General features: G+C 67.8%; 17 protein-coding genes. 10 read left to right on the top strand and 7 right to left on the bottom strand.

What is annotated here, in order from left to right; translation table 11 throughout:
- Positions 1-50 precede the first annotated feature (50 nt).
- The 6 genes from G6N49_RS14505 to G6N49_RS14480 are packed head-to-tail and all read left to right on the top strand — an operon-like array spanning position 51 to position 6831.
- Complete coding sequence (locus G6N49_RS14505) at positions 51-926, top strand: enoyl-CoA hydratase (RefSeq protein WP_083045160.1); 876 nt, start codon at positions 51-53, stop codon at positions 924-926.
- Complete coding sequence (locus G6N49_RS14500; protein ID WP_011559174.1) at positions 923-2128, top strand: amidohydrolase family protein; 1206 nt, start codon at positions 923-925, stop codon at positions 2126-2128. The genes G6N49_RS14505 and G6N49_RS14500 overlap by 4 nt, the downstream gene beginning before the upstream one ends.
- Position 2129: 1 nt before the next feature.
- Positions 2130-3755, top strand: a complete 1626-nt coding sequence (locus G6N49_RS14495) for an acyl-CoA synthetase (protein ID WP_083045159.1) — start codon at positions 2130-2132, stop codon at positions 3753-3755.
- A complete protein-coding gene (locus G6N49_RS14490; protein WP_064915736.1) occupies positions 3752-4585 on the top strand; it encodes an amidohydrolase family protein in 834 nt (277 codons plus the stop codon). The genes G6N49_RS14495 and G6N49_RS14490 overlap by 4 nt, the downstream gene beginning before the upstream one ends.
- Positions 4585-5637, top strand: a complete 1053-nt coding sequence (locus tag G6N49_RS14485; protein WP_083045158.1) for an acyl-CoA dehydrogenase family protein — start codon at positions 4585-4587, stop codon at positions 5635-5637. The genes G6N49_RS14490 and G6N49_RS14485 overlap by 1 nt, the downstream gene beginning before the upstream one ends.
- On the top strand, positions 5638-6831 hold the full coding sequence (locus tag G6N49_RS14480) for an acyl-CoA dehydrogenase family protein (RefSeq protein ID WP_083045157.1): 1194 nt from the start codon (positions 5638-5640) through the stop codon (positions 6829-6831).
- 226 nt (positions 6832-7057) lie between these two features.
- On the opposite strand, the gene G6N49_RS14475 is transcribed toward G6N49_RS14480, so the two are convergent.
- Both G6N49_RS14475 and G6N49_RS14470 read right to left on the bottom strand, forming a co-directional pair.
- Positions 7058-8203 (bottom strand): thiolase family protein, encoded by a 1146-nt coding sequence (locus tag G6N49_RS14475; RefSeq protein WP_011559179.1) that lies wholly within the window; start codon positions 8201-8203, stop codon positions 7058-7060.
- Between the two features lie 64 nt (positions 8204-8267).
- Positions 8268-9482 (bottom strand): CaiB/BaiF CoA transferase family protein, encoded by a 1215-nt coding sequence (locus tag G6N49_RS14470; protein WP_083045192.1) that lies wholly within the window; start codon positions 9480-9482, stop codon positions 8268-8270.
- Between the two features lie 115 nt (positions 9483-9597).
- On the opposite strand from G6N49_RS14470, the gene G6N49_RS14465 reads away from it, so the two are divergent.
- Positions 9598-11139: an aldehyde dehydrogenase family protein gene (locus tag G6N49_RS14465; RefSeq protein ID WP_083045156.1), complete on the top strand. Its 1542-nt coding sequence runs from the start codon at positions 9598-9600 to the stop codon at positions 11137-11139.
- On the opposite strand, the gene G6N49_RS14460 is transcribed toward G6N49_RS14465, so the two are convergent.
- Positions 11136-12392: a cytochrome P450 gene (locus G6N49_RS14460; protein WP_083045155.1), complete on the bottom strand. Its 1257-nt coding sequence runs from the start codon at positions 12390-12392 to the stop codon at positions 11136-11138. The genes G6N49_RS14465 and G6N49_RS14460 overlap by 4 nt on opposite strands.
- Before the next feature lie 49 nt (positions 12393-12441).
- Here G6N49_RS14460 and G6N49_RS14455 point away from each other — a divergent pair, with 49 nt between their 5' ends.
- Entirely contained in the window at positions 12442-13932 is a 1491-nt protein-coding gene (locus G6N49_RS14455; RefSeq protein WP_083045154.1) for an aldehyde dehydrogenase family protein, read from the top strand.
- An 8-nt stretch (positions 13933-13940) separates the two neighbouring features.
- Positions 13941-15146: a cytochrome P450 gene (locus G6N49_RS14450; protein WP_083045153.1), complete on the top strand. Its 1206-nt coding sequence runs from the start codon at positions 13941-13943 to the stop codon at positions 15144-15146.
- A gap of 2 nt (positions 15147-15148) precedes the next feature.
- Here G6N49_RS14450 and G6N49_RS14445 read toward each other — a convergent pair whose 3' ends face one another.
- Genes G6N49_RS14445 through G6N49_RS14430 form a run of 4 tightly spaced genes read right to left on the bottom strand, consistent with a single transcriptional unit; the run spans position 15149 to position 19339 of the window.
- Positions 15149-16798: a medium-chain acyl-CoA ligase Mig gene (locus tag G6N49_RS14445; RefSeq protein ID WP_083045191.1), complete on the bottom strand. Its 1650-nt coding sequence runs from the start codon at positions 16796-16798 to the stop codon at positions 15149-15151.
- Positions 16798-17421 (bottom strand): cysteine hydrolase family protein, encoded by a 624-nt coding sequence (locus tag G6N49_RS14440; RefSeq protein ID WP_083045152.1) that lies wholly within the window; start codon positions 17419-17421, stop codon positions 16798-16800. Before G6N49_RS14440 ends, G6N49_RS14445 begins: the two co-directional genes overlap by 1 nt.
- Positions 17418-18416 (bottom strand): aromatic ring-hydroxylating oxygenase subunit alpha, encoded by a 999-nt coding sequence (locus G6N49_RS14435; RefSeq protein ID WP_083045151.1) that lies wholly within the window; start codon positions 18414-18416, stop codon positions 17418-17420. Before G6N49_RS14435 ends, G6N49_RS14440 begins: the two co-directional genes overlap by 4 nt.
- Complete coding sequence (locus G6N49_RS14430) at positions 18413-19339, bottom strand: LLM class F420-dependent oxidoreductase (RefSeq protein WP_083045150.1); 927 nt, start codon at positions 19337-19339, stop codon at positions 18413-18415. The genes G6N49_RS14435 and G6N49_RS14430 overlap by 4 nt, the downstream gene beginning before the upstream one ends.
- A gap of 100 nt (positions 19340-19439) precedes the next feature.
- On the opposite strand from G6N49_RS14430, the gene G6N49_RS14425 reads away from it, so the two are divergent.
- Positions 19440-20480, top strand: coding sequence for an NAD-dependent epimerase/dehydratase family protein (locus G6N49_RS14425; protein ID WP_083045149.1), 1041 nt, complete (start codon positions 19440-19442; stop codon positions 20478-20480).
- Positions 20481-20482 lie beyond the last annotated feature (2 nt).

The raw sequence follows: 20482 nt of genomic DNA, 5'->3' as shown, positions 1-20482 counted from the left end.
CCACGTTCTTGTGGAATGCGCTACCGATAGGTATACAGTATGAGTACCTAATGCGGGGTGCGCCGACCACGAGGAGCCGATGCGTGACTGCCGGGGATGCCGAACCGGATGCCGTCCTCTACGACGTCAGGCCCAGCGGCGTCGCCGTCGTGACGCTGAACCGTCCGGACCGCCTGAACACCTGGGGTGCGGACATCTCGGCGGGCTTCTACGCGGCGATCGATCGCGCCGAGACCGATCCGGCGGTCCGGGTGATCGTGCTCACCGGCAGCGGCCGCGCCTTCTGCGCCGGAGCGCATCTGGGGTCGATGGCCACCATCGGTGATTCGCTGGGCAGGCCCCTCCCCGATGGCCAATCCCACGACGTCAGCAAGATCGTCGGGGAGCGGCACCCCCATTTCCTCACGGCACTGCGCAAGCCGGTCATCGCGGCGATCAACGGATCGTGCGTCGGAATCGGATTGACCCACGCGCTGATGTGTGACGTCCGGTTCGCCGCCGACGGCGCGAAGTTCGCGACCTCCTTCGCCCGCCGCGGTCTGATCGCCGAATACGGGATCTCGTGGATCCTGCCGCGGCTGGTCGGCTTCGGCGCCGCGATGGACCTGTTGCTCAGCGGCCGGACCTTCTACGCCGACGAAGCGGCCCACCTCGGTCTGGTCAAGGAGGTCGTCGCGCCCGACGAGCTCATGGCGCGTGCGGTGGAGTACGCCGAGGACATCGCCGCCAACTGCTCGCCGGCGTCGCTCGCCGTCATCAAGGCCCAGACCTACGGGGATGCCGAACGTGACGTCGTCGACGCCAGCGCCAGGGCGGAGAAGTTGATGGGCGAATCGCTGCTCCGTCCCGACGTGATCGAGGGAATCGTGAGCTTTCTCGAGAAGCGGGCACCGAGTTTTCCGATGTTGCAGGAGGGACCCTCATGACACTCGACTACATGGCGATCGACGTCGACAACCATTACTACGAACCGCTCGACGCGTTCACGCGCTATCTGCCCAAGGAGTTCAAGCGCCGCGGCGTGCAGATGCTGACCGAGGGCAAACGCACCTTCGCCGTCATGGGTGGCGTCGTCAACCACTTCATCCCGAACCCGACGTTCGACCCGATCATCGAGCCGGGCTGTCTCGATCTGCTGTTCCGCGGCGAGATCCCCGAAGGCGTCGACCCGGCGTCGCTGATGAAGGTCGACCGTCTCGCGGATCACCCCGAGTACCAGAACCGCGATGCGCGCGCGAAGGTCCTGGACAAGCAGAACCTCGAGACGGTGTTCATGCTGCCCACCTTCGCCTGCGGTGTGGAGGAGGCGCTCAAGCACGACATCGAGGCGACCATGGTGTCGGTCCACGCGTTCAACCAGTGGCTCGACGAGGACTGGGGGTTCGACCGCCCCGACCATCGTTTCCTGTCGGCGCCCATCATCTCTCTCGCCGATCCCGAAAAAGCCGTCGAGGAAGTCGAATTCGTCCTGGGCCGCGGCGCCAAGATCGTCTGCGTCCGGCCCGCGCCGGTGCCGGGTCTGGTCAAACCGCGCTCGCTGGGCGACCCGGTGCACGATCCGGTGTGGGCCCGGCTCGCCGAAGCCGGCGTCCCGGTGATCTTCCATCTCTCCGACAGCGGCTACCTGGCGATCGCGGCGCTGTGGGGCGGTAAGGCGACCTTCGAGGGGTTCGGGAAGAAGGATCCGCTCGACCAGGTGTTGCTCGACGACCGCGCAATCCACGATTCGATGGCCTCGATGATCGTGCACCAGGTGTTCACCCGCCACCCGAAGCTGAAGGTGGCCAGCATCGAGAACGGCTCCTACTTCGTCTACCGGCTGATCAAGCGGCTCAAGAAATCGGCCAACGCCGCGCCGTACCACTACAAGGAGGATCCGGTCGAGCAGCTGCGCAACAACGTCTGGATCGCGCCGTACTACGAGGACGACGTGAAGCTGCTCGCCGACACCATCGGCGTGGACAAGATCCTGTTCGGCTCGGACTGGCCGCACGGCGAAGGTCTCGCCGATCCGATGACCTTCACCGCCGACATCCCGCAGTTCCCGGAGTTCAGCGCCGAGGACACGCGAAAGGTGATGCGCGACAACGCCTTGGACCTGATCGGCGTGAACGTAGCGGCGCGTTGAGATGAGCGAGTGGACCATCGGCGGTGTCGTCGACGCCATCGCCGAGGCGGTGCCGGACCGGTTGATGACCATCTGTGGCGACCGCAGGAGCACCTACGCGCAGACCGCGGACCGCACCCGGCGGCTGGCGAACTTCCTGGTCGCCAACGGGATCGGTGCCCACCAGGAGCGTGACGCGCTCGACGGGTGGGAGTGCGGGCAGGACCGGGTCGCCCTGATCATGCACAACGACCTGTACCCGGACGTGGTCATCGGCGCTCTCAAGGCGCGTGCGGTGCCGGTCAACGTCAACTTCAACTACACCCCGCGGGAGGTCGACGAGCTCCTGAGTTACCTGCGACCGCGCGCGGTCGTCTTCCACCGCTCGCTGGGCGCCAAATTCGCCGACGTCCTGCCCCGGGCCGGGGTGGAGGTGATGATCTCGATCGACGACGGCAGTGAAGCACCGGAACCGGCCGGAGCGATGGCACTGGAGGACGCGCTGGCACAGGGCGACACCGACCGGCCCGTCACGCCGTCACCGGACGACGTGATGATGATCTGCACCGGCGGCACGACGGGACGCCCCAAGGGTGTGATGTGGCGACAGTCCGACACCTACGTGGTGTCGATGAACGGCGCCGACCACGAATCGGTCACCGAGATCCACGACAAGGTCCAGCATGCGGGTCCGCCCTGGTTCGCGGTGTCCCCACTGATGCACGCCGCCGGTATGTGGACCGCGTTCGCCGCATTGCTCAACGGCCAGACGGTCATCCTCTACGACAAACCGACCCTCGACGCGGCCGCGGTGCTGACCACGGCCGAGCGGGAGAAGGTCGGCCTGATGACCATGGTCGGTGACGCGTATGCCGCCCCGCTCATCGCCGAGTTGCGCCGACGTCCCTACGATCTGTCGTCGCTGTTCGCGATCGGCACCGGGGGTGCGGCGACCAATCAGCGCCATCAGGACGCACTGCTCGAGCTGCTCCCGCAGATCACGCTGATCAACGGATACGGATCTTCGGAGACGGGCAATATGGCGTTCGGGCGCAGCCTGCGCGACGACCGCAAGGACACGTTCGAGAGGCGCGACGGGGTGGTGGTGCTCTCCGAGGACCGCAGCAGGTTCCTGCAACCGGGTGGTGACGAGATCGGCTGGGTGGCACGGGAGGGCCGGATCCCGTTGGGATACTTCGACGATGCCGAGGCCACGCGACGGACCTTCCCCGAGGTCGACGGGCGCCGCGTGGTGATCTCCGGCGACCGGGCGGCACTGGAGGCCGACGGCACACTGCGCCTGTACGGACGCGATGCGTTGGTCGTCAACACCGGTGGCGAGAAGGTCTTCGTCGAGGAGGTCGAAGAAGTGCTGCGCGCCCAGGACGGCGTCGCCGACGCGTTGGTGGTGGGCCGCGACAGTGACCGCTGGGGACAGGAGATCGTTGCGCTGATCGAGAGGCAGGCGGGTGCCGACGTCGACCCCGGGGCGCTGCTGGATGCCTGCACGTCGGCCCTGGCCCGGTTCAAGGCTCCCAAGGAGTTCATCTTCGTCGACGAGGTGCGCCGGCTGGGTAACGGTAAAGCCGACTACCGATGGGCCAAGAGCCAAGCGGCGCAGCGGGATACGCTGGCGGGTCAGCTGTGAGCCCGCGAGTGCTGGACTGCCTGGTCAACGTGCACTTCGGGGAGACAGCCAAGCAGCCCGATTTCATGCTCAAGGTCCGCGACGACTACTTCAAGGGCCCGCGGTCGCTCTACGATCAGGTCGAGTTGCCCGCGCTGCTCGACGAGATGGCCGAGCACGGTGTCGAGAAGGCCATCCTGATGGACAATCTGGCCAAACCGTCGGTCACCGCCCGCAAGTTCGTCGAGGAGCGGCCGGACAGGTTCGCTCTCGCCGTCGGCGGTGTCAATCTGTTGCGGCCGATGCCGTCGCTGCGCGAGTTGCAGGCGGTGGTGGCCGACCTGCCCGTCGCGTATGCCGTTGTCGGGCCGAGTTTCTGGGGCGACGGCATGTACCCGCCCAGCGATGCGGTCTACTACCCGCTCTACACCAAATGCGCCGAACTCGGCTTGCCGCTCTGCATCAACACCGGGCTGCCCGGCCCGCCGATTCCCGGCGAGGTGCAGAACCCCATCCACCTGGACCGGGTGTGCGTGCGCTTCCCGGAGCTGAAGCTGTGCATGATCCACGGCGCCGACCCGTGGTGGGACGTCGCGATCCGGCTGATGATCAAGTATCGCAATCTGCGGTTGATGACCTCGGCGTGGTCACCGAAACGGTTGCCCGACAGCCTGTTGCACTATATGCGCACCCGCGGGAAGGACAAGGTGATCTTCGCCTCCGACTGGCCCGTGCTGCGCCAGAGCCGTGTCGTACCCGAGGCGCTGGCCTTGGATCTGCCCACCGACGTGCTCGAGAACTACCTGTACCACAACGCCCAGGAGTTCTTCTTCTCCGAACAGGAGCTGTGATGGACCGCTACGAACTGCGCAGGATCGACTACAGCCTCTCCGAGGACCACGTCGACCTGCAGACCGCCTACCGGCAGTTCTTCAAGACACACTGTCCCATCGAAACCGTCCGGGCCGCAGAGGCCTCCGGCTTCGACAAGAGCCTGTGGGAGCGGTTGTGCGCGATGGGCGCGACGACGATGGCACTGCCCGAATCGGCGGGCGGTGACGGCGCGACGCTGGTCGACCTGACGCTGGTGGCCGAGGAGATCGGCCGCAGCCTGGCGCCGGTGCCGTGGATCGAGCACGTGGTGGCCGCGCGCCTGCTCGCCGCACTCGACGGTCTCGGTTCCGGGGTCGTCGCGGGTGAAGAGCTGGCCACCCTCGACCTGCGGCTGGACGCCGGCCCGGGGCAGCGGTTGGTCTCCGGCGGTTCGATCGCCGACCACATCATCGTGCGGGACGGTGACGAGGTGGTGCTGCTGGGCTTCGGCACCCGCCCGGGGCGCGTGGACAACATCGGCAAGCTCCCGATGGCGTGGGTGGATCCGGCCGCGGCCGACACCCGCACCGTGCTTGCGGCCGGCCCGGACGCGGTCGCCGCCCACGACCTGGCGCTGACGGAGTGGCGGCTACTCACCGCGGCCGCGCTCGTCGGGCTCGTCGAAGAGACCATGACCATCGCCGCCGAATTCGCCAAGAGCCGGTACACACTGGGCGTGCCGATCTCGACGCTGCAGGGGATCTCCCATCCGCTGGCCAACATCGCGATCGTCGTCCAGGGCGGCCGCAACCTGGTCCGGCGGGCCGCGTGGTTCCTCGACAACGAACCCGACGAACGTCCGGAACTGGCGCCGTCGGCGTTCGTGTTCATGGCCGAGGAAGCCGCCAAGGCCGCCACCATGGCCGTACACGTCCAGGGCGGTCTCGGGGTGTCCGCGGAGGCCGCGGCGACGGCGTACCTCGTCCGTGCCCGCGGATGGCCACTGGCCGGCGGCGACCCCGGACTGGCCGCGCAACGCGTCGCGGCGATCGTCGCCGAGCGTGAGACCGGCGCAGAACGGAGCAGCTAGATGGATTTCTCCCGGGTCGAATTGTCCGATGAGGACGCGCAGTTCCGCGACGAGGTGCGGGCATTCCTGCGCGAGCACGTGACCGAGGAGGTCAAGCGGCGCGACCGCGAAACCGGCGACAACTTCGACGAGGGTGTGCACCTGGCGCTCGGCGAGGCCGGATACCTGGAGCGCGAGTGGAAGTCCGAGGCCGACGGCGGCTTCAGTCGGGTCCGCCGGCGCATCTGGGAACTGGAGAAGCGCCGCTACCACGTCCCGTGGGTGACCTGGGGGACGACGTCGATGGTGGCCCGCTCGGTCGACAAGTTCGCCACCCCGGAGGTGCGCGACGAGGTGCTGCCCCGGGTGTTCAGCGGACATGTCCGACTGTGCCTGGGCTACACCGAACCCGAGGGCGGCTCGGACATCGCGACCTGTAAGACCAGGGCGGTGCGGGACGGCGACCAATGGATCATCAACGGCTCGAAGATGTTCACCACCGGTGCGCACAACTGCCAGTACGTCTTCCTCATCACCAACACCGACCCGGCGGCGCCCAAACACCAGAGCCTGACGATGTTCCTGGTGCCGCTCGACTCGACCGGCATCGAGATCCAGGGCATCCGCACCGTCGACGGCGATCGCACCAACATCGTGTACTACAGCGACGTGCGGGTCGACGATCGCTATCGCCTCGGCGAGGTCAACGGGGGATGGACCGTGCTGCGGGAACCGCTCAACGCCGAGCACGGTGCGGTGGCCGCGGCCGAGGACGGTCTGGCCGACGTGTCGATCATGATGCACCAGGCCGGGTTCATGGCCGACGCACTCGACCGGATCGCCGGGAAGGTCTGCCGACCCGACCCCGGTGGACGCCGACTCATCGACGACCAGTCGGTCGCATACCGACTGGGGCGCAGCGCCGCCCGCGTGGAGGCCGCGCTGAGCGCGCCGAGCATCTTCGGCCGGGTCGCCATCGCGCAGACCATGCGCGACGTCTCACCGGATCTGATGGACATCCTCGGGGCGGCCTCGACCCTGCCGATCGGCACTGACGGTGCGGCCGACGACGGCGGCGCCGAATACGTGTACCGGTTCGCCCCGCTGGTGGGTATCTACGGCGGCACGCTCGAGGTGTTCCGGAACATGATCGCGCAATACGCGCTCGGTCTCGGGAAGCCGAATTACTCACCGCCGGTGAAGAAGGCGGGCTGACCTCTCGGCGGCCCGGTCTCAGGCCGCGAGCGCGGGGTTGACGAGCGCAGCGTGAGGCCCTCGCTGTTCTCACCGGCGAAGAACTTCTCGTGCGCCCCGGGTGCGGCGACGCGCTCGAACGTGGGATTGGGGATGAAGTCGGTGAGCGCCGGGAAAATTCGGCGAGCAGACGCAGAATCGCCTGAACGCAGGTGTTTCGGGGCGATTCTCTGTCTGCTCGCGGTGGTCAGGTGGACACGATCATGGCCGCGGCGGTACCGGGCGCACCGTAGAGCTGCCCGAACCCGACCCGTGGCTCACCGGGTACCTGTCGGTCTCCGGCCTCGCCCCGCAATTGCCGGACCAGCTCGTGGATCTGGCGCAGGCCCGATGCGCCGATCGGCTCGCCGTTGGCGATCAGGCCACCGTCGGTGTTGATCGGCAGTGGGCCGCCGATCTCGGTGGCGCCGTCGGCCAGCAGCTTCTCCTGATCGCCGTCGGCGCAGAATCCGCATTCGGCCATGTGGATGATCTCCGCGCCGGCGTCGGTGTCCTGCAACTGGACGACGTCGACGTCGGTCGGCGCGATGCCGGCCTTCTCGAACGCCGACCTGGCCGCGTACACCGTCGGCGCGACGTCCTCGTCGACGGGCGCGAACGTGGTATTGACCTCGTACGCGCCGTACTGCCGGGTGCGGACCTCCACCGCGCGCAGGTACACCGGTTTCGAGGTGTAGCGGTGGGCCAGGTCGGCGCGGCACATCACCACCGCGGCGGCCCCTTCGTCGGGCGCGCAGAACATGTACTGCGTGAGCGGATAGTTCAGCATCGTCGAGTCGAGGATCTGCTCCTCGGTCATCGGCTTGCGCCGGAACGCATTCGGGTTGAGCGCCCCGTTGCGGAAGTTCTTGGCGGCCACCTTGGCGAGCGTGGCGTGGGAGATCTGGTGATCGTGCAGATAGCGATTGGCCTTCATACCGAAGAACTGCGTGGTCAGGTACTGGCCGTTCTCCGCGTACCAGGACGGCATGCCCACCAGTGCGGGATCCTCGGTGAAGGCGCCGCGCGGATGCTTGTCCAGGCCGATCGCGATGCCGATGTCGTAGTCGCCCAATCGGATTCCGTCGGCGCAGGCCTTCAGCGCACTCGCTGCGGTGGCGCAGGCGTTGAAGACATTGGTGAACGGAATACCCGAGAGCCCGACCATGCCGACGATGGCGTCGGGGTTGGCCACCGTCCAACTGCCGCCGGTGGCGAACTGCACATCCGACCACGCGACGCCGGCGTCGTCGACCGCGGCGAAGATCGCGTCGACGCCCATCTGCATCGCCGACTTACCCTCGAACCGGCCGAACGGATGCAGGCCCACACCGATGATCGCGACATCGTTCATGCCGGTGATGATATCTCAACTGTAACGCTTACGGTAAGTGCCTGTGGCTCGCGGGCTGCAGGGATCAGGCGATGGCGCCCGAGTCCTTGAGCGCCTCGATGCGGTCCCAGTCCAGACCCAACTCCATGAGCACGATCTCGGTGTGTTCGGAGGCCTGCGGCGCGCGGGTCGTGACCAGCGGTTCGTGGTTGAACTGCACCGGGCCGCGCACCACCTTGAACGGTTCGCCGCCGTCGTTGGCCTCGACCTCGACGACCATGTCGTTGGCGATGGCCTGCTCGTCGGTGCCCAGATCGACGAGGCTCTGGAACGGCGCCCACTGGCCCTTCATCGTCTTCAGGTGCCGGCGCCAGTAGTCGAACGGTTTGCTGCGGATGGCATCGGCGATCAATTGCACTGCGGCCGGGGCATTCTCGATGAGCGGCATGACATCGTTGAAGCGCGGGTCGTCGGCCAGTTCGGGCAGGCCGAGGTGTTCGAAGGCGTCCCGGATGTACCCCGTCGGACTGACGATGCACAGGTTGATCGTGCCGCCGTCGGAGGTCAGGTAGTTGCCCAGGAACGGGTTGACCGAGGGGCTCGCCGAGTCGGGCATCAGCGAGCGCATCGTCTCACCGGTCTCCATACCCTGCGTGACGCTGGCTCCGGCCGCCCACCAGGCGGTGCTGAGCAGGGACACGTCGAGTTCGACCGCTTCGCCGGTGCGCATCCGGTGGAACAGTGCCGCCGAGATCCCTCCGGCGATGTTCATCCCGCCGATCGAATCGCCGAAGGCCGGGATGCCCTGCGACAGCGCGCCGCCGATCTCCTCGGGGGTCAGCGCATGACCCACCCCGCTGCGCGTCCAGAACGCGGTGCCGTCGAAACCGCCCACGTCACGTTCGGGGCCCTTGTCGCCGTAGGCGCTGCCGCGGGCGTAGATGATCTTCGGGTTCGCCGCCCGGATGTGTTCGACGTCGAACTTGTTCTTCTGCCGCTGTGCGGGCAGGTAGTTGGTCAGGAACACGTCCGCGGTCTTGGCGATCTCGTAGAGCACCTCCTGGCCGTCCGGCGTCGACACGTCGATACCGACGCTGCGCTTACCGCGGTTGGGGTGCTCGATGAGCGGATGCCGGTTCGGATCCAGTTGGAATCCGCCCATGTTGATGAAACCGCGTTGGGTGTCACCGCGCACGGGGTGTTCGACCTTGATGACGTCGGCACCCCAGTCGGCGAGGATGGCACCCGCCGCCGGCACGAAGGTGAACTGTGCGACCTCGAGGACCCGTACGCCCTCCATCACCTTGATCACTGGCTCTCCTGACATCTCGACGGGGCAGACAGGCACCGCGGTGCTGGGTTACCGTAATGGTTACAGTTACGCCACCAACAACTGTGATCCTATAGGAGGACCGGTGAGCGACGTCGTCGAGGACCGCACCGAGACGAGCGTCGAAGTCGGTGAACGAGCGGCCCGCCGGGCGGAACCGCGGATGCTGATCAACGGCGAACTCACCGAGTCGGCCTCCGGTGGGCGGTTCGACAACCACAGTCCCGCCACGGGGCGGTTGCTGGGGGACACCGCGGCGGCCACGGCCGAGGACATGGACCGGGCGATCGCCGCCGCGCGGCGCGCCTTCGACACATCGGACTGGTCGACCAACCGTGCGCTGCGCGTGCGCTGCCTGCATCAACTGCAGGAGGCCATCGAATCCGAACGCGAGGACCTGCGTGAGGAACTGGTCGCCGAGGTCGGTTGCCCGGTGATGTCGACCAGGGACGCCCAACTCGACTGGCCGCTGACCGAATCGCTGCGGTACCCGGCCGCACTCGTCGACGACTTCGCTTGGGCGCGAACGCTGTCCGGGGGCGGCCTGTTCGGTGAGCGCAACGTGCGCACCGTCGTCAAGGAACCCGTCGGGGTGGTTGCCGCGATCACCCCGTCGAACTATCCGATCGAGGTGATCCTCAACAAACTCGGTCCCGCGCTGGCCACCGGCAACACCGTTGTGCTCAAACCGGACCCGCACACGCCGTGGAACGCCACGCGACTCGGCAGGTTGATCGCCGAGCGCACCGACATCCCGCCCGGGGTGGTCAACGTCGCCCCGACGCCGTCCAACGACGTGGCCGAGATTCTCGGCGCCGATCCGCGCGTCGACATGGTCTCCTTCACCGGATCCACCGCCGTGGGCAGGCATCTGATGCGCCGGGGCGCCGACACCATGAAGCGGACCTTCCTCGAACTGGGCGGCAAGTCGGCGCTGATCGTGCTCGACGACGCCAAACCCGCCCGGATCCTGCCCGGCGCCATCGGCGTACTCGCGCACGCGGGTCAGGCGTGTGCGATGACGACGCGGCTGATCATCCACGAATCGCTGCTCGAGCAGGCGGTCGGCGAGATCGCCGCGGCGTTCGAGGCGGTTCCCGTCGGCGACCCCGCGTCGCCGTCGACCTTCGTCGGCCCGCTGATCAGCGCCCGCCAGCAGCGCAAGGTGCTCGACGCATGCGCGCAGGCGCGCCGCGACGGCGCCGAGATCGTCACCGGTGGAGGCGTTGTCGAGGGTCTGGCCGAGCACCTCGCCGGCGGGCACTTCGTGGCGCCGACACTGATCACCGGTGTGGACAACAGCGCTGCGATCGCGCAGGAGGAGACCTTCGGGCCGGTGCTGGTGGTGATCCCGTTCCGCGATGACGACGAGGCGGTCAGGATCGCCAACGACAGCGCCTACGGTTTGGCCGGCGCCGTGCTGTCGTCGTCGCTCGACCGCGGTATGGGCATCGCCCACCGGGTCCGGACCGGTTCGATCGGCGTCAACGGCGGCATGTTCTATGGCGCCGACGCGCCGTTCGGCGGATACAAGAGCAGTGGGATCGGGCGGCAGTGCGGGATCGAGGGTTTCGAGCAGTACCTGGAGACCAAGACGATCGCCCACCGCACCCCGCGAACCGGTTAGCGCGCGACGGGTTCGAACGTCACCGGAATCGCCGTCGGCGAGCGGAACGGCTGGCCGAAGATGTGCGGGTCGTCGTCGGTGACGAGTCGGATGTCGCGCACCCGGTCCAGCAGGCATTCCAGCGCGACGCGAGTCTCCATGCGCGCCAGGTGGAGTCCGAGGCAGGTGTGCGCGCCCGCGGCGAACGAGATGTGCGGGACGCGGTCACGGAAGACGTCGAACTCGTCGGCGCGTGCCCAGCGCTTCTCGTCACGGTTCGCCGACCCGATGCACGCATCGATCACGGTGTTCTTCGGGATGGCCACGCCCTCGAGTTCGGTGTCGACGGTGGTGAACCGCTGGACGGTGGTCAGCGGCGTCTCGTACCGCAGCCCTTCCTCGATGGCCTGGGGGATCAGACCGCGATCGGCCTGCACCGCGGCGAACTGGTCGGGGTGGGTGAGCAGGAGGTACAGCAGGTTGCCCGACGAGCGGTACGTGGTCTCCAGCCCCGCGGGCAGCAGCAGGCGCAGGAACGAGTAGATCGCCTCGTCGGTGAGCTTCTCGCCGTCGATCTCGGCGGTGACGAGGTCGCCGATGATGTCGTCGGTCGGATGTGACCGGCGCAGTTCCATCTGTTCGACGAAGTAGGTCTCCAGCGCCGCGGAGGCGTCGAACGCCCGCTGGTAGTTCACCGTGTAGCTGATCAGCTCGACGGCGCGCCGCCGGAACATCGGCAGGTCCTCCTCGGGCAGCCCGAGCAATCGGGCGATGACGCGAGTGGGGAACTCGAGGGTGAACTCGCGCACCAGATCGGCGTGACCGGCGTCGACGAACTCGTCGATCAGCGCGGTGACCACCGGTCGCACGATCGTCGGTTCCCACCGGGCCAGGGATTTCGACTTGAAGGCGGCCGAGACGAGGTTGCGGTGGTCACGGTGCGGGTGACCCTCCATCGCCAGGATGGTGGGCCCGGTGAACAGCCCGATCGTGGTGTCGTACAGGGTGGAACTGAACACCTTGCCGTCCCGGAAGACCCGGTTGACCGCGTCGAACGACAGGGCGGCGTACCCGTCGGTGGGACGCAGGGACTCCGGTGTCTTCGAGTAGTCGATCACGCTGCCATGAAAGACACCGCACGCGTTGCGCTTCTCGGCAAAGTGCGGGTAGGGGTCCCGCAGGTAACCGTCCGGCTTTGGGGCGGTGACGGCGTCATCCCGAATCGAGGGTCCCACGACGCCGACTTTACTGTAACCATTACAGTAGTGGTGCATTTACCGTTACCCTTACCGCACGGGCAACGAGAATCGTCTGGAGCAGGGGATGACCACAGTCGCCGAACGGGTCGACAATGCCGGAGATCACGAACGGTTGTGCACGGCGTTGCAGCGTCAGCGCAGCGCCTTTCGCGCGGAGGGGCCGCCGACCGCCGCCGTGCGGCGCGACCGCATCGACCGGCTCACCGCGCTGATGCTCGACAACGCCGACGCCATCGTCGACGCGATGTCCGCCGATTACGGAACGCGCCCCAGACCCGGTGCCCTGTTCACCGAGATCATGGGAGCGCTTCCGGTGATCGAGCACACGAGGTCCCATGTGGCGAAATGGATGCGGAGCACCACGCTGTTGCGTCCGGCGCGGCTGGCAGGGCTGCGGGCCGAGGTGGAACCGGTCCCGGTCGGTGTGGTCGGGATCGTCGGACCGTGGAACTTCCCCGTCAACCTCGTCGTCCTGCCCGCGGCCGCCGCCTTCGCGGCGGGCAACCGGGTGATGATCAAGATGTCGGAGATCACCGCGCACACCGCCGAACTGCTCGAGGCCCGCGCCCCCGACTACTTCGACGCGGCCGAACTCACCGTGGTCACGGGTGGGCCGGACACCGCCGCGGCGTTCACCGCGCTGCCCTTCGACCACCTGTTCTTCACCGGTTCACCGGCGGTCGGCGTACACGTGCAGCGCGCCGCCGCGGCGAACCTCGTCCCGGTCACGCTCGAGCTCGGAGGTAAGAATCCGGCCGTGGTCGGGCCGCGCGCCGACCTCCGGCGCGCAGCCGTGCGGATCGCGCAGGGCCGCATGGTCAATGGTGGGCAGGTCTGCGTCTGCCCCGATTACGTCCTGGTGCCCGAGTACCTCGTCGACGAGTTCAGCGCGACCGTGCTCGCCGCGTGGCGGCGGATGTTCCCGTCGATCACCGGTAGCGATGACTACTGCTCGTCGGTCAACGACGCCAATTTCGACCGGGTCGTCGGCCTGATCGACGACGCCCGTGCCGGCGGCGCCCGCGTGAACAGCGTTGTCCCACCGGGTGAAACGCTTCCGGACCGGAGATCGCGCAAGATCGCGCCCACGCTGATCCGCGACGTGGCACCGACGATGCGCATCGCCTCCGAGGAGGTGTTCGGGCCGGTGTTGTCCGTGCTCGGGTATTCCACGACGGACGAGGTGATCGACCACGTCAACAGCCGTCCCGCTCCGCTGGTGGCGTATTGGTTCGGCCCCGACGACCACGATTTCCGTACCTTCGTGCGCCGGACGTGCAGCGGCGGGGTGGCCCGCAACGACTTTGCCGCACAGATGATCCCGTCCGACGCGCCGTTCGGTGGGGTGGGGCGCAGTGGGATGGGCGCCTACCATGGCAAGGCCGGGTTCGACACCTTCAGCCACCACCGGTCCGTGGTAGGCAGCGACCTGCCGTTCTCGATCACCGGCAGCGCCGCACCTCCGTTCGGGGCCGCCATGCGGCGCAGCACCGAGTTCCGGCTGCGGATGGCCCGCAGGCGCAACCATCGCCGGCTCCGGCGCAGCCACGGTTGAGGGAGACGATGACCCAGACGAAGCTCGTGTTCGACCCGTTCTCCGAGGATTTCTTCAACGGTCCGTACGACACGTATCGCCGGTTGCGGCAGGAGGCGCCGGTCTATTACAGCGACCAGTACGACTTCTACGCGTTGAGCCGGCATGCGGATGTTGCGGCGGCGTTCAAGAACTTCGCCACGTACTCCTCGGCGCGCGGGGTGGATCTGGCCATGGTGCGCAACGAGGATCCGCCGCCCCACAAGTCGATCATCATGATGGACCCGCCCGAACACCGCCACATGCGCAGCCTGCTCAACAAGGTGTTCACACCTCGGGCCATCCAGTCGCTGCGGCCCATGGTCGAGGAGGTGATCGACGACTGTGTGCGTGCCGTTGATCCCGCCGGATTCGATATGGTGCAGGACTTTTCGGCGCTGTTCCCGATCGAGATCATCAGCCGCATGATCGGGGTGCCCGCCGAGCATCGCCAGCAGATGCGACTGTGGGTCGACGACTTCCTGCACCGCGAGCCCGGCGAGGTCGAGATGGGCGAACGCGGGATCCAGGCCGGCACCGAGATGGCCGTCTACCTCTACCGGTTGACCAAGGACCGCCGCAAGAACCTCGGCGACGACTTGTTGAGCAGGCTGATCACCGCCGAGATCGAGCGCGAGAGCGGTGAACACGGTCCGCTCGACAACATCGAGATCACCCAGTTCGCCATGCTGTTGGCCGGTGCGGGCGCCGAGACCGTCACCAAGCTGATCGGTAACGCCGCCGTGGTGTTCGCGCACAACCCGGATCAGTGGCGCAGACTGCTCGACGACCCCGGCAAGGTCCCCGCCGCCGTCGAGGAGCTACTGCGCTACGAGGCGCCCGCACAGTACAACGTGCGCTGCTCGCTGACCGATGTGGAGTTGCACGGGACGACCATCCCGGCCGGCAAACCGGTGTTCCTCATCGGCGGTTCGGCCAACCGGGATCCCGACGCGTGGACCGATCCGGACACGTTCGACATCGACCGGGACCGCACCGAGGCGCAGAACCTCGGGTTCGGCTACGGCATCCACAGTTGTCTCGGCGCGGCGCTCGCCCGGATGGAGAGCATCATCGCGCTGGAGAAGATGCTCGATTTCATGCCCGCCTACGAGGTGGACTGGGCGGGCTGCCGACGGGTGAACATGCAGAACGTCGCAGGCTGGCAGAACGTGCCGGTCCGGGTGCTGCGCTGAGGTCAGCTGCCGATCGCCTGTTCGCGGGCCCAGCGGTAGTCGGCCTTGCCCGCCGGGCTGCGCTGGATCGCCGCCCGGAACACCACCGCCTTGGGCAGCTTGTAGCGCGCAATGCTGTTGGCCGCGTGGGTGATCAGTTCGTCGGCGTCGGCCGCGGCGCCCTCGGCGAGCGCGACCACCGCCACCACCTCCTGACCCCACCTGTCGCTCGGCCGGCCGGCCACCAGCACGTCCTCGACTGCGGGGTGCGAGGCGAGCGCGGCCTCGACCTCCTCGGCGAAGATCTTCTCGCCCCCGGAGTTGATGGTCACCGAATCGCGGCCGAGCAGTTCGATCTCACCGCCCGCGAGGTGCCGGGCGCGGTCACCGGGCACCGCGTACCGCACGCCGTCGACGACGGGGAAGGTCCTCGCGGTCTTCGCCGCATCGCCCTTGTACCCCAGCGGTACGTAGCCGCGCTGTGCGAGCCAGCCGAGTCCGTCGTGCCCCGGCGGCAGCACCGAGCCGAGATCCTCGGCGATCACGCAGGTGTCCGGACCGGCATTGAACCTGCCGGTGGCGACGGCGCCGTTCATCGACAGGTGGGTCATCTGGGCGCCCGTCTCCGAGGACCCGACTCCGTCGACCACCATCGCGTTGGGTAGCGAATCGATAAGTCGTTGTTTGGTGGTCGGGGTGAGAAACGCCCCGCCGTTGGCGACGACTGCCAGCGAGGAGATGTCGGGTTCGCCGCTCCGGCGGGCTTTCTCGACGGCGTCGGCGAGTGGGCGGGCCATCGCATCGCCGACCACCGTCACGACCGCGGCCTTCTCGCGGGCGATCGTGTCCAGTGCGTCCTGCGCGTCGAGCCGGTCGACGACCGAGGTGAACACCACCGTCTGACCGGTCGTCAACGCGGTCATCACCGCCCACTGCGCCGCGCCGTGCATCAGTGGCGGCAGGATCAGCAGCTTGGTCCCGGGGTTGGCCGCCGCCCGCTGCGCGACCTCCTCCAGGGAGGTCACGGTGTCGCCGCCGTACAGCGAGCGGCCGCCGAACGCGGTCATGAAGATGTCGTGCTGACGCCACAGGACGCCCTTCGGCATCCCGGTGGTGCCGCCGGTGTAGAGGACGTAGAGGTCATCGGGGGAGGGCTGCACCGGTGGCGGGGCGGATGGCCCCGACGCGACGATCGACTCGTAATCGACTGCGCCCGGGAGGAGTTCGTTACCGGAGCCGTCGGCGATCTGGATCAGGGTGCGCAGCCTCGGCAGGTCGGGCAGCACCTCGGCGACCCGGGGCGCGAAGCATGCGTGGTAGAGCAGCGCAGTGGCCTCGCTGTCGTCGAGCAGGTAGCGCAGCTCGTCGCGTACGTACCGGTAGTTGACGTTGAACGGGGCGACCCGCGAGCGGAAGGCCCCGAGCAGTCCCTCGACGTAGGCGCTGCCGTTGTGGGCGTAGATCCCGAGCAGATCCTGGCCGGTTTGGTGGCCGCCGAGTTCCGACCGTTCGGTGTGGCATCCGAGCCCTGCGCCGTGGAGGTACGAGGCGAGCCGATTCGACCGCGCGACGATGTCGGCGTACGTGTGGCGCTGTCCACCCTGGACGATGAGTTCGCGGTCGGGGAGCACCGCGGCGACCGCGTCGGCCATCTGCGGCATCGTGAACTGCATCATGCCTCCTGCTTCCAGGTCTGCAGCAGACCCTCTGTGGTGGTGATCGTGGCCAACAGCGACAGCGTGTTGTCGATGACGGCGTCGCCGTACTCGGTCGGGATCCCGGCGACCGCGTCCCGCGGTAGCACCACGCGGTAGGCCGCGTTGACCGCGTCCATGACCAGGTTGGGAATCGCGACGTTGAGCGATACGCCGACGGCGACGATCGTGGTGACCCCTAGGTTGCGCAGGATCGCGTCGAGGTCGGTGCCGCCCATCGGACCGAGTCCGTGCCATCGCGCGAGAACGAGATCTTCTGGCTCCGGGCCGAATTCGGGGAGCAGGGTGGCGCCGGGGCTACCCGGTTCGATGGCCACCCCGCTGCGACCGACCGCGAACAGCTTGGCGTTGTGATTTGACCCGAGGCCGTCGGGCCGTCGCTGCACGAGACAGTGCACCACCCGAACGCCTGCCGCACGAGCCACCGGCAACAACCGTGTGATGTTGGGCAGGGCCGACCGTCGGGCCTCGTCGGCGAGTGCGGCCAGGCCCGCGTCGGGTCCGACGACCGCACCCTGCAGTTCCTGGGTGACCAGGGCGGTGTGCGCCGGCGCCACCAGCTCGGCCAGACGCGGCGTCATACCGATGCGGGCACGTCGTAGAACTGTTTGGCCCACTCCCGCATCGCCATATACGGTTTCGCGTCGATCTTGGCCAGCGGCGGCCGTTCGACATAGCGCTGATAGCGCCAGATGTCGAGATCCTCCCAGACCGTGCGCAGGAACTGTTTCTCCACCCGGGCGCGGACATCGTCCGGCGGGACGTCGGAGGTCTCCCCGTCGACCTTGGGCCACCAGATCGAATAGAACATGTCCGAGAGCCCGTCGTCGACCGGGGTGCACGCGAAGATCAGCCGATGGTTCGACGAACCCTCGAAGACGCTCACGGCGAACCCCAGCCCGGAGAAGTGGCTGTGGATGAACAGCGCCATCTTGTCCGGATCGTCGCTGCGCGGATCCGGCCAGCCGGTGAGGAAGCGCCACTCCTCACCGACGACTTCCCAGTTCAGGCAGACCGGCGTCACCGAGGCGCCGTGGACGTAGCGGAAATGTGAACTGTCCGGGCCGTTCTCGGCGACGATCTGCGGGTGCACCGGTTCGTTCGCGGCGCGGCTGGAGAACTCGGGATACGGCCGGTAGTACGCATCCGGGTCGGTGGGGAACTGGGGGAACTTCTCGAACAGGTCCGGCAGCGGCCACTGCGGTGGCGCGCCGTCGGGATGGTGCCAGACGAAGACGCAGCCGTACTGCTCGACGACGGGGTACACCCGCAGCTTCAGTGCCCGGTTCGGCCGGTCGGGTTGATAGGGGATGTAGGTGTTGTCGCCCTGCGGACCCCAGCGCCAGCCGTGGAACGGGCACTCCACGCAGTCGCCGACCACCTTTCCGCCGTGGCCGAGATGCGCACCGAGGTGTTTGCAGTGCGCTTCGAGGACATGCAGGGTGTCCGACGCGTCCCGGTAGGCGACCAGATCGTCGCCGAAGTAGTGCAGCGCCCTGGTCTCGCCGGAGACGAACTCCGCCGACCACCCGACCATGAACCAGCCGGTGACCTTCCAGGTGAACGGAACCTTCATGCCGCACCGACTCCCTCTGTGATGAACTGCTCGCCGAATGTCCTGATGAAATCGATCGCCGCCTCCGGGCTGGAACCGTCGACGTGCACCACGGCCCAGTTCGCACCCGCCGCGGCGAACTCGTCGAGGCGACGGCGTGCCCGCCGCAGTGACGTCTCGTCGTCGAACCCGAAGTGCGGGCACACCACCTGGACGTCCAGCGCGGCCGGGTCCCGCTCCTCCTCGACGAACCGGCGCCGAAGCCGGATGAGCGCGGCACTGAACTGGTCGACGTCCTCTATCGCCGCCGTGCGGATCGTGGACGCCATCGGGCGTGGGGCGATGATCGGCATCCAGCCGGAGCCGTACTCGACGACCCGGCGCAGCGCGGCGGCACTGTTGCCGCCGATCCAGATCGGCGGGTGCGGCCGCTGCGCGGGCTTCTGCAGCCACACGGTCGACGGGGCGGCGAAACCCGTGCCGCTGACCGGGGCCTCCGGATCCATCCAGATCGACCACAGTGCGTCGAGCGCCTCGTCGAACAACCGGGCCCGGTCGGCGAACTCCACACCGAGGGCCGAGAACTCCGACCGCAGATAACCGGCCCCCACCCCGGCGGTTAACCTGCCGCCGGAGACGAGGTCGAGGCTGGTCAGCGCCTTGGCGGCCAGGTACGGGTTACGGAACGGCAGGACGTACAGATTGGTCATCAGCCTGATCCGGGTGGTGACCGCCGCCATGAAGCTCAACGCCGCAACGGGGTCCAGCGTGTTGTGGCCGCCGTTGCGGCGCCATTTGTGCGACGGCGCCGGATGGTCGCTGAGAGCGATCGCGGAGAAACCGGCTGACTCGGCTTCGGCGGCCACGGCGCGCAGTACGTCCGGTTCCAGGAAATCGTCGGGCGCGCTGGGCAACTCGCTCGGGTACTCCAGGGTGTACCTCACCTGAACTCTTCGCCCATCGATCGGATTTTCCTCATTCCGGCCATCTACTGTAAGAGTTACAGTAACATCCACGCCGGTCATGCAGAACGCCATTGGACGGATGGGATCGGCGATGGACGGCGCCCCGGCGCGCAAGAGGGCACTGGTGCTCGGCGCCAGTGGAAACGTGGGCGCCGCAGTCGTCCGGCAACTGGTGGCTGACGGCGATGACGTGCGAGTCCTGTTGCGGCGCAGCAGTTCCACCAGAGGTATCGACGGACTCGACGTCGAGCGGCGCTACGGCGACATCTTCGACACCGAGGCGGTCGCCGCTGCGATGGCCGACCGCGACGTCGTCTTCTACTGCGTCGTGGACACCAGGGCGCATCTGGCCGACCCCGCGCCGCTGTTCCAGACCAACGTGGAGGGTCTGCGCGGGGTGCTCGACATCGCCGCGCGGGCGGATCTGAAGCGCTTCGTGTTCCTCAGCACCATCGGGACCATCGCGGTCGGCACCAACGGTGCGGTGGTGGACGAGGACACACCGTTCAACTGGAGCGGTAAGGGCGGGCCGTACATCGAATCCCGCCGTCAGGCCGAAGACCTGGTGCTGCGCTACGCCCGCGAGCGGGGACTGCCCGCGGTGGCGATGTGTGTGTCCAACCCGTACGGCCCGCCGGACTGGCAGCCCAGACAGGGCGCTCTCGTCGCGATGGCCGCGTTCGGCAAGATGCCCTGCTACATCCGCGGGGTGGGCTCCGAGGTGGTGGACATCGACGACGCCGCACGGGCGTTGGTGTCGGCCGCCGACCGCGGCCGGGTCGGCGAGCGCTACATCGTGTCGGAGCGCTACATGTCCCAGCGCGAGATGCTCACCCTGGCCGCGGAGGCGGCGGGTGCCACCCCGCCGAGGTTCGGCATCCCGATGGCACTGGTCCACGTCTTCGCCGCAATCGCGGGCCTGTCGACCCGGCTGTTCGGCACCGACCTCCCCATCAATCCGGCCGCGGCGCGGTTGATCGCGCTGACCTCGCCGGCCGACCACGGCAAGGCCACGCGTGACCTCGGGTGGCGCCCCGGGCCCACCGCGGACGCGATCCGCCGTGCCGCCCGGTTCTACCTTGAACGGCGCGACCGCAACGAGCAGGTGGTCGCGCTGTGACC

Origin of the sequence: Mycolicibacterium monacense, assembly GCF_010731575.1 — a bacterium.
GTDB lineage: Bacteria > Actinomycetota > Actinomycetes > Mycobacteriales > Mycobacteriaceae > Mycobacterium > Mycobacterium monacense.
This window is presented reverse-complemented; position numbering and strand designations above follow the sequence as displayed.

Excerpts from the sequence above, each read along its gene's own strand:
- G6N49_RS14505 (WP_083045160.1), top strand. The coding sequence starts at position 51 with ATGCGGGGTGCGCCGACCACGAGGAGCCGATGCGTGACTGCCGGGGAT.
- G6N49_RS14500 (WP_011559174.1), top strand. The coding sequence starts at position 923 with ATGACACTCGACTACATGGCGATCGACGTCGACAACCATTACTACGAA.
- G6N49_RS14495 (WP_083045159.1), top strand. The coding sequence starts at position 2,130 with ATGAGCGAGTGGACCATCGGCGGTGTCGTCGACGCCATCGCCGAGGCG.
- G6N49_RS14485 (WP_083045158.1), top strand. The coding sequence starts at position 4,585 with ATGGACCGCTACGAACTGCGCAGGATCGACTACAGCCTCTCCGAGGAC.
- G6N49_RS14480 (WP_083045157.1), top strand. The coding sequence starts at position 5,638 with ATGGATTTCTCCCGGGTCGAATTGTCCGATGAGGACGCGCAGTTCCGC.
- G6N49_RS14475 (WP_011559179.1), bottom strand. The coding sequence starts at position 8,203 with ATGAACGATGTCGCGATCATCGGTGTGGGCCTGCATCCGTTCGGCCGG.
- G6N49_RS14470 (WP_083045192.1), bottom strand. The coding sequence starts at position 9,482 with ATGGAGGGCGTACGGGTCCTCGAGGTCGCACAGTTCACCTTCGTGCCG.
- G6N49_RS14460 (WP_083045155.1), bottom strand. The coding sequence starts at position 12,392 with ATGCACCACTACTGTAATGGTTACAGTAAAGTCGGCGTCGTGGGACCC.
- G6N49_RS14455 (WP_083045154.1), top strand. The coding sequence starts at position 12,442 with ATGACCACAGTCGCCGAACGGGTCGACAATGCCGGAGATCACGAACGG.
- G6N49_RS14450 (WP_083045153.1), top strand. The coding sequence starts at position 13,941 with ATGACCCAGACGAAGCTCGTGTTCGACCCGTTCTCCGAGGATTTCTTC.
- G6N49_RS14445 (WP_083045191.1), bottom strand. The coding sequence starts at position 16,798 with ATGCAGTTCACGATGCCGCAGATGGCCGACGCGGTCGCCGCGGTGCTC.
- G6N49_RS14440 (WP_083045152.1), bottom strand. The coding sequence starts at position 17,421 with ATGACGCCGCGTCTGGCCGAGCTGGTGGCGCCGGCGCACACCGCCCTG.
- G6N49_RS14435 (WP_083045151.1), bottom strand. The coding sequence starts at position 18,416 with ATGAAGGTTCCGTTCACCTGGAAGGTCACCGGCTGGTTCATGGTCGGG.
- G6N49_RS14425 (WP_083045149.1), top strand. The coding sequence starts at position 19,440 with ATGGGATCGGCGATGGACGGCGCCCCGGCGCGCAAGAGGGCACTGGTG.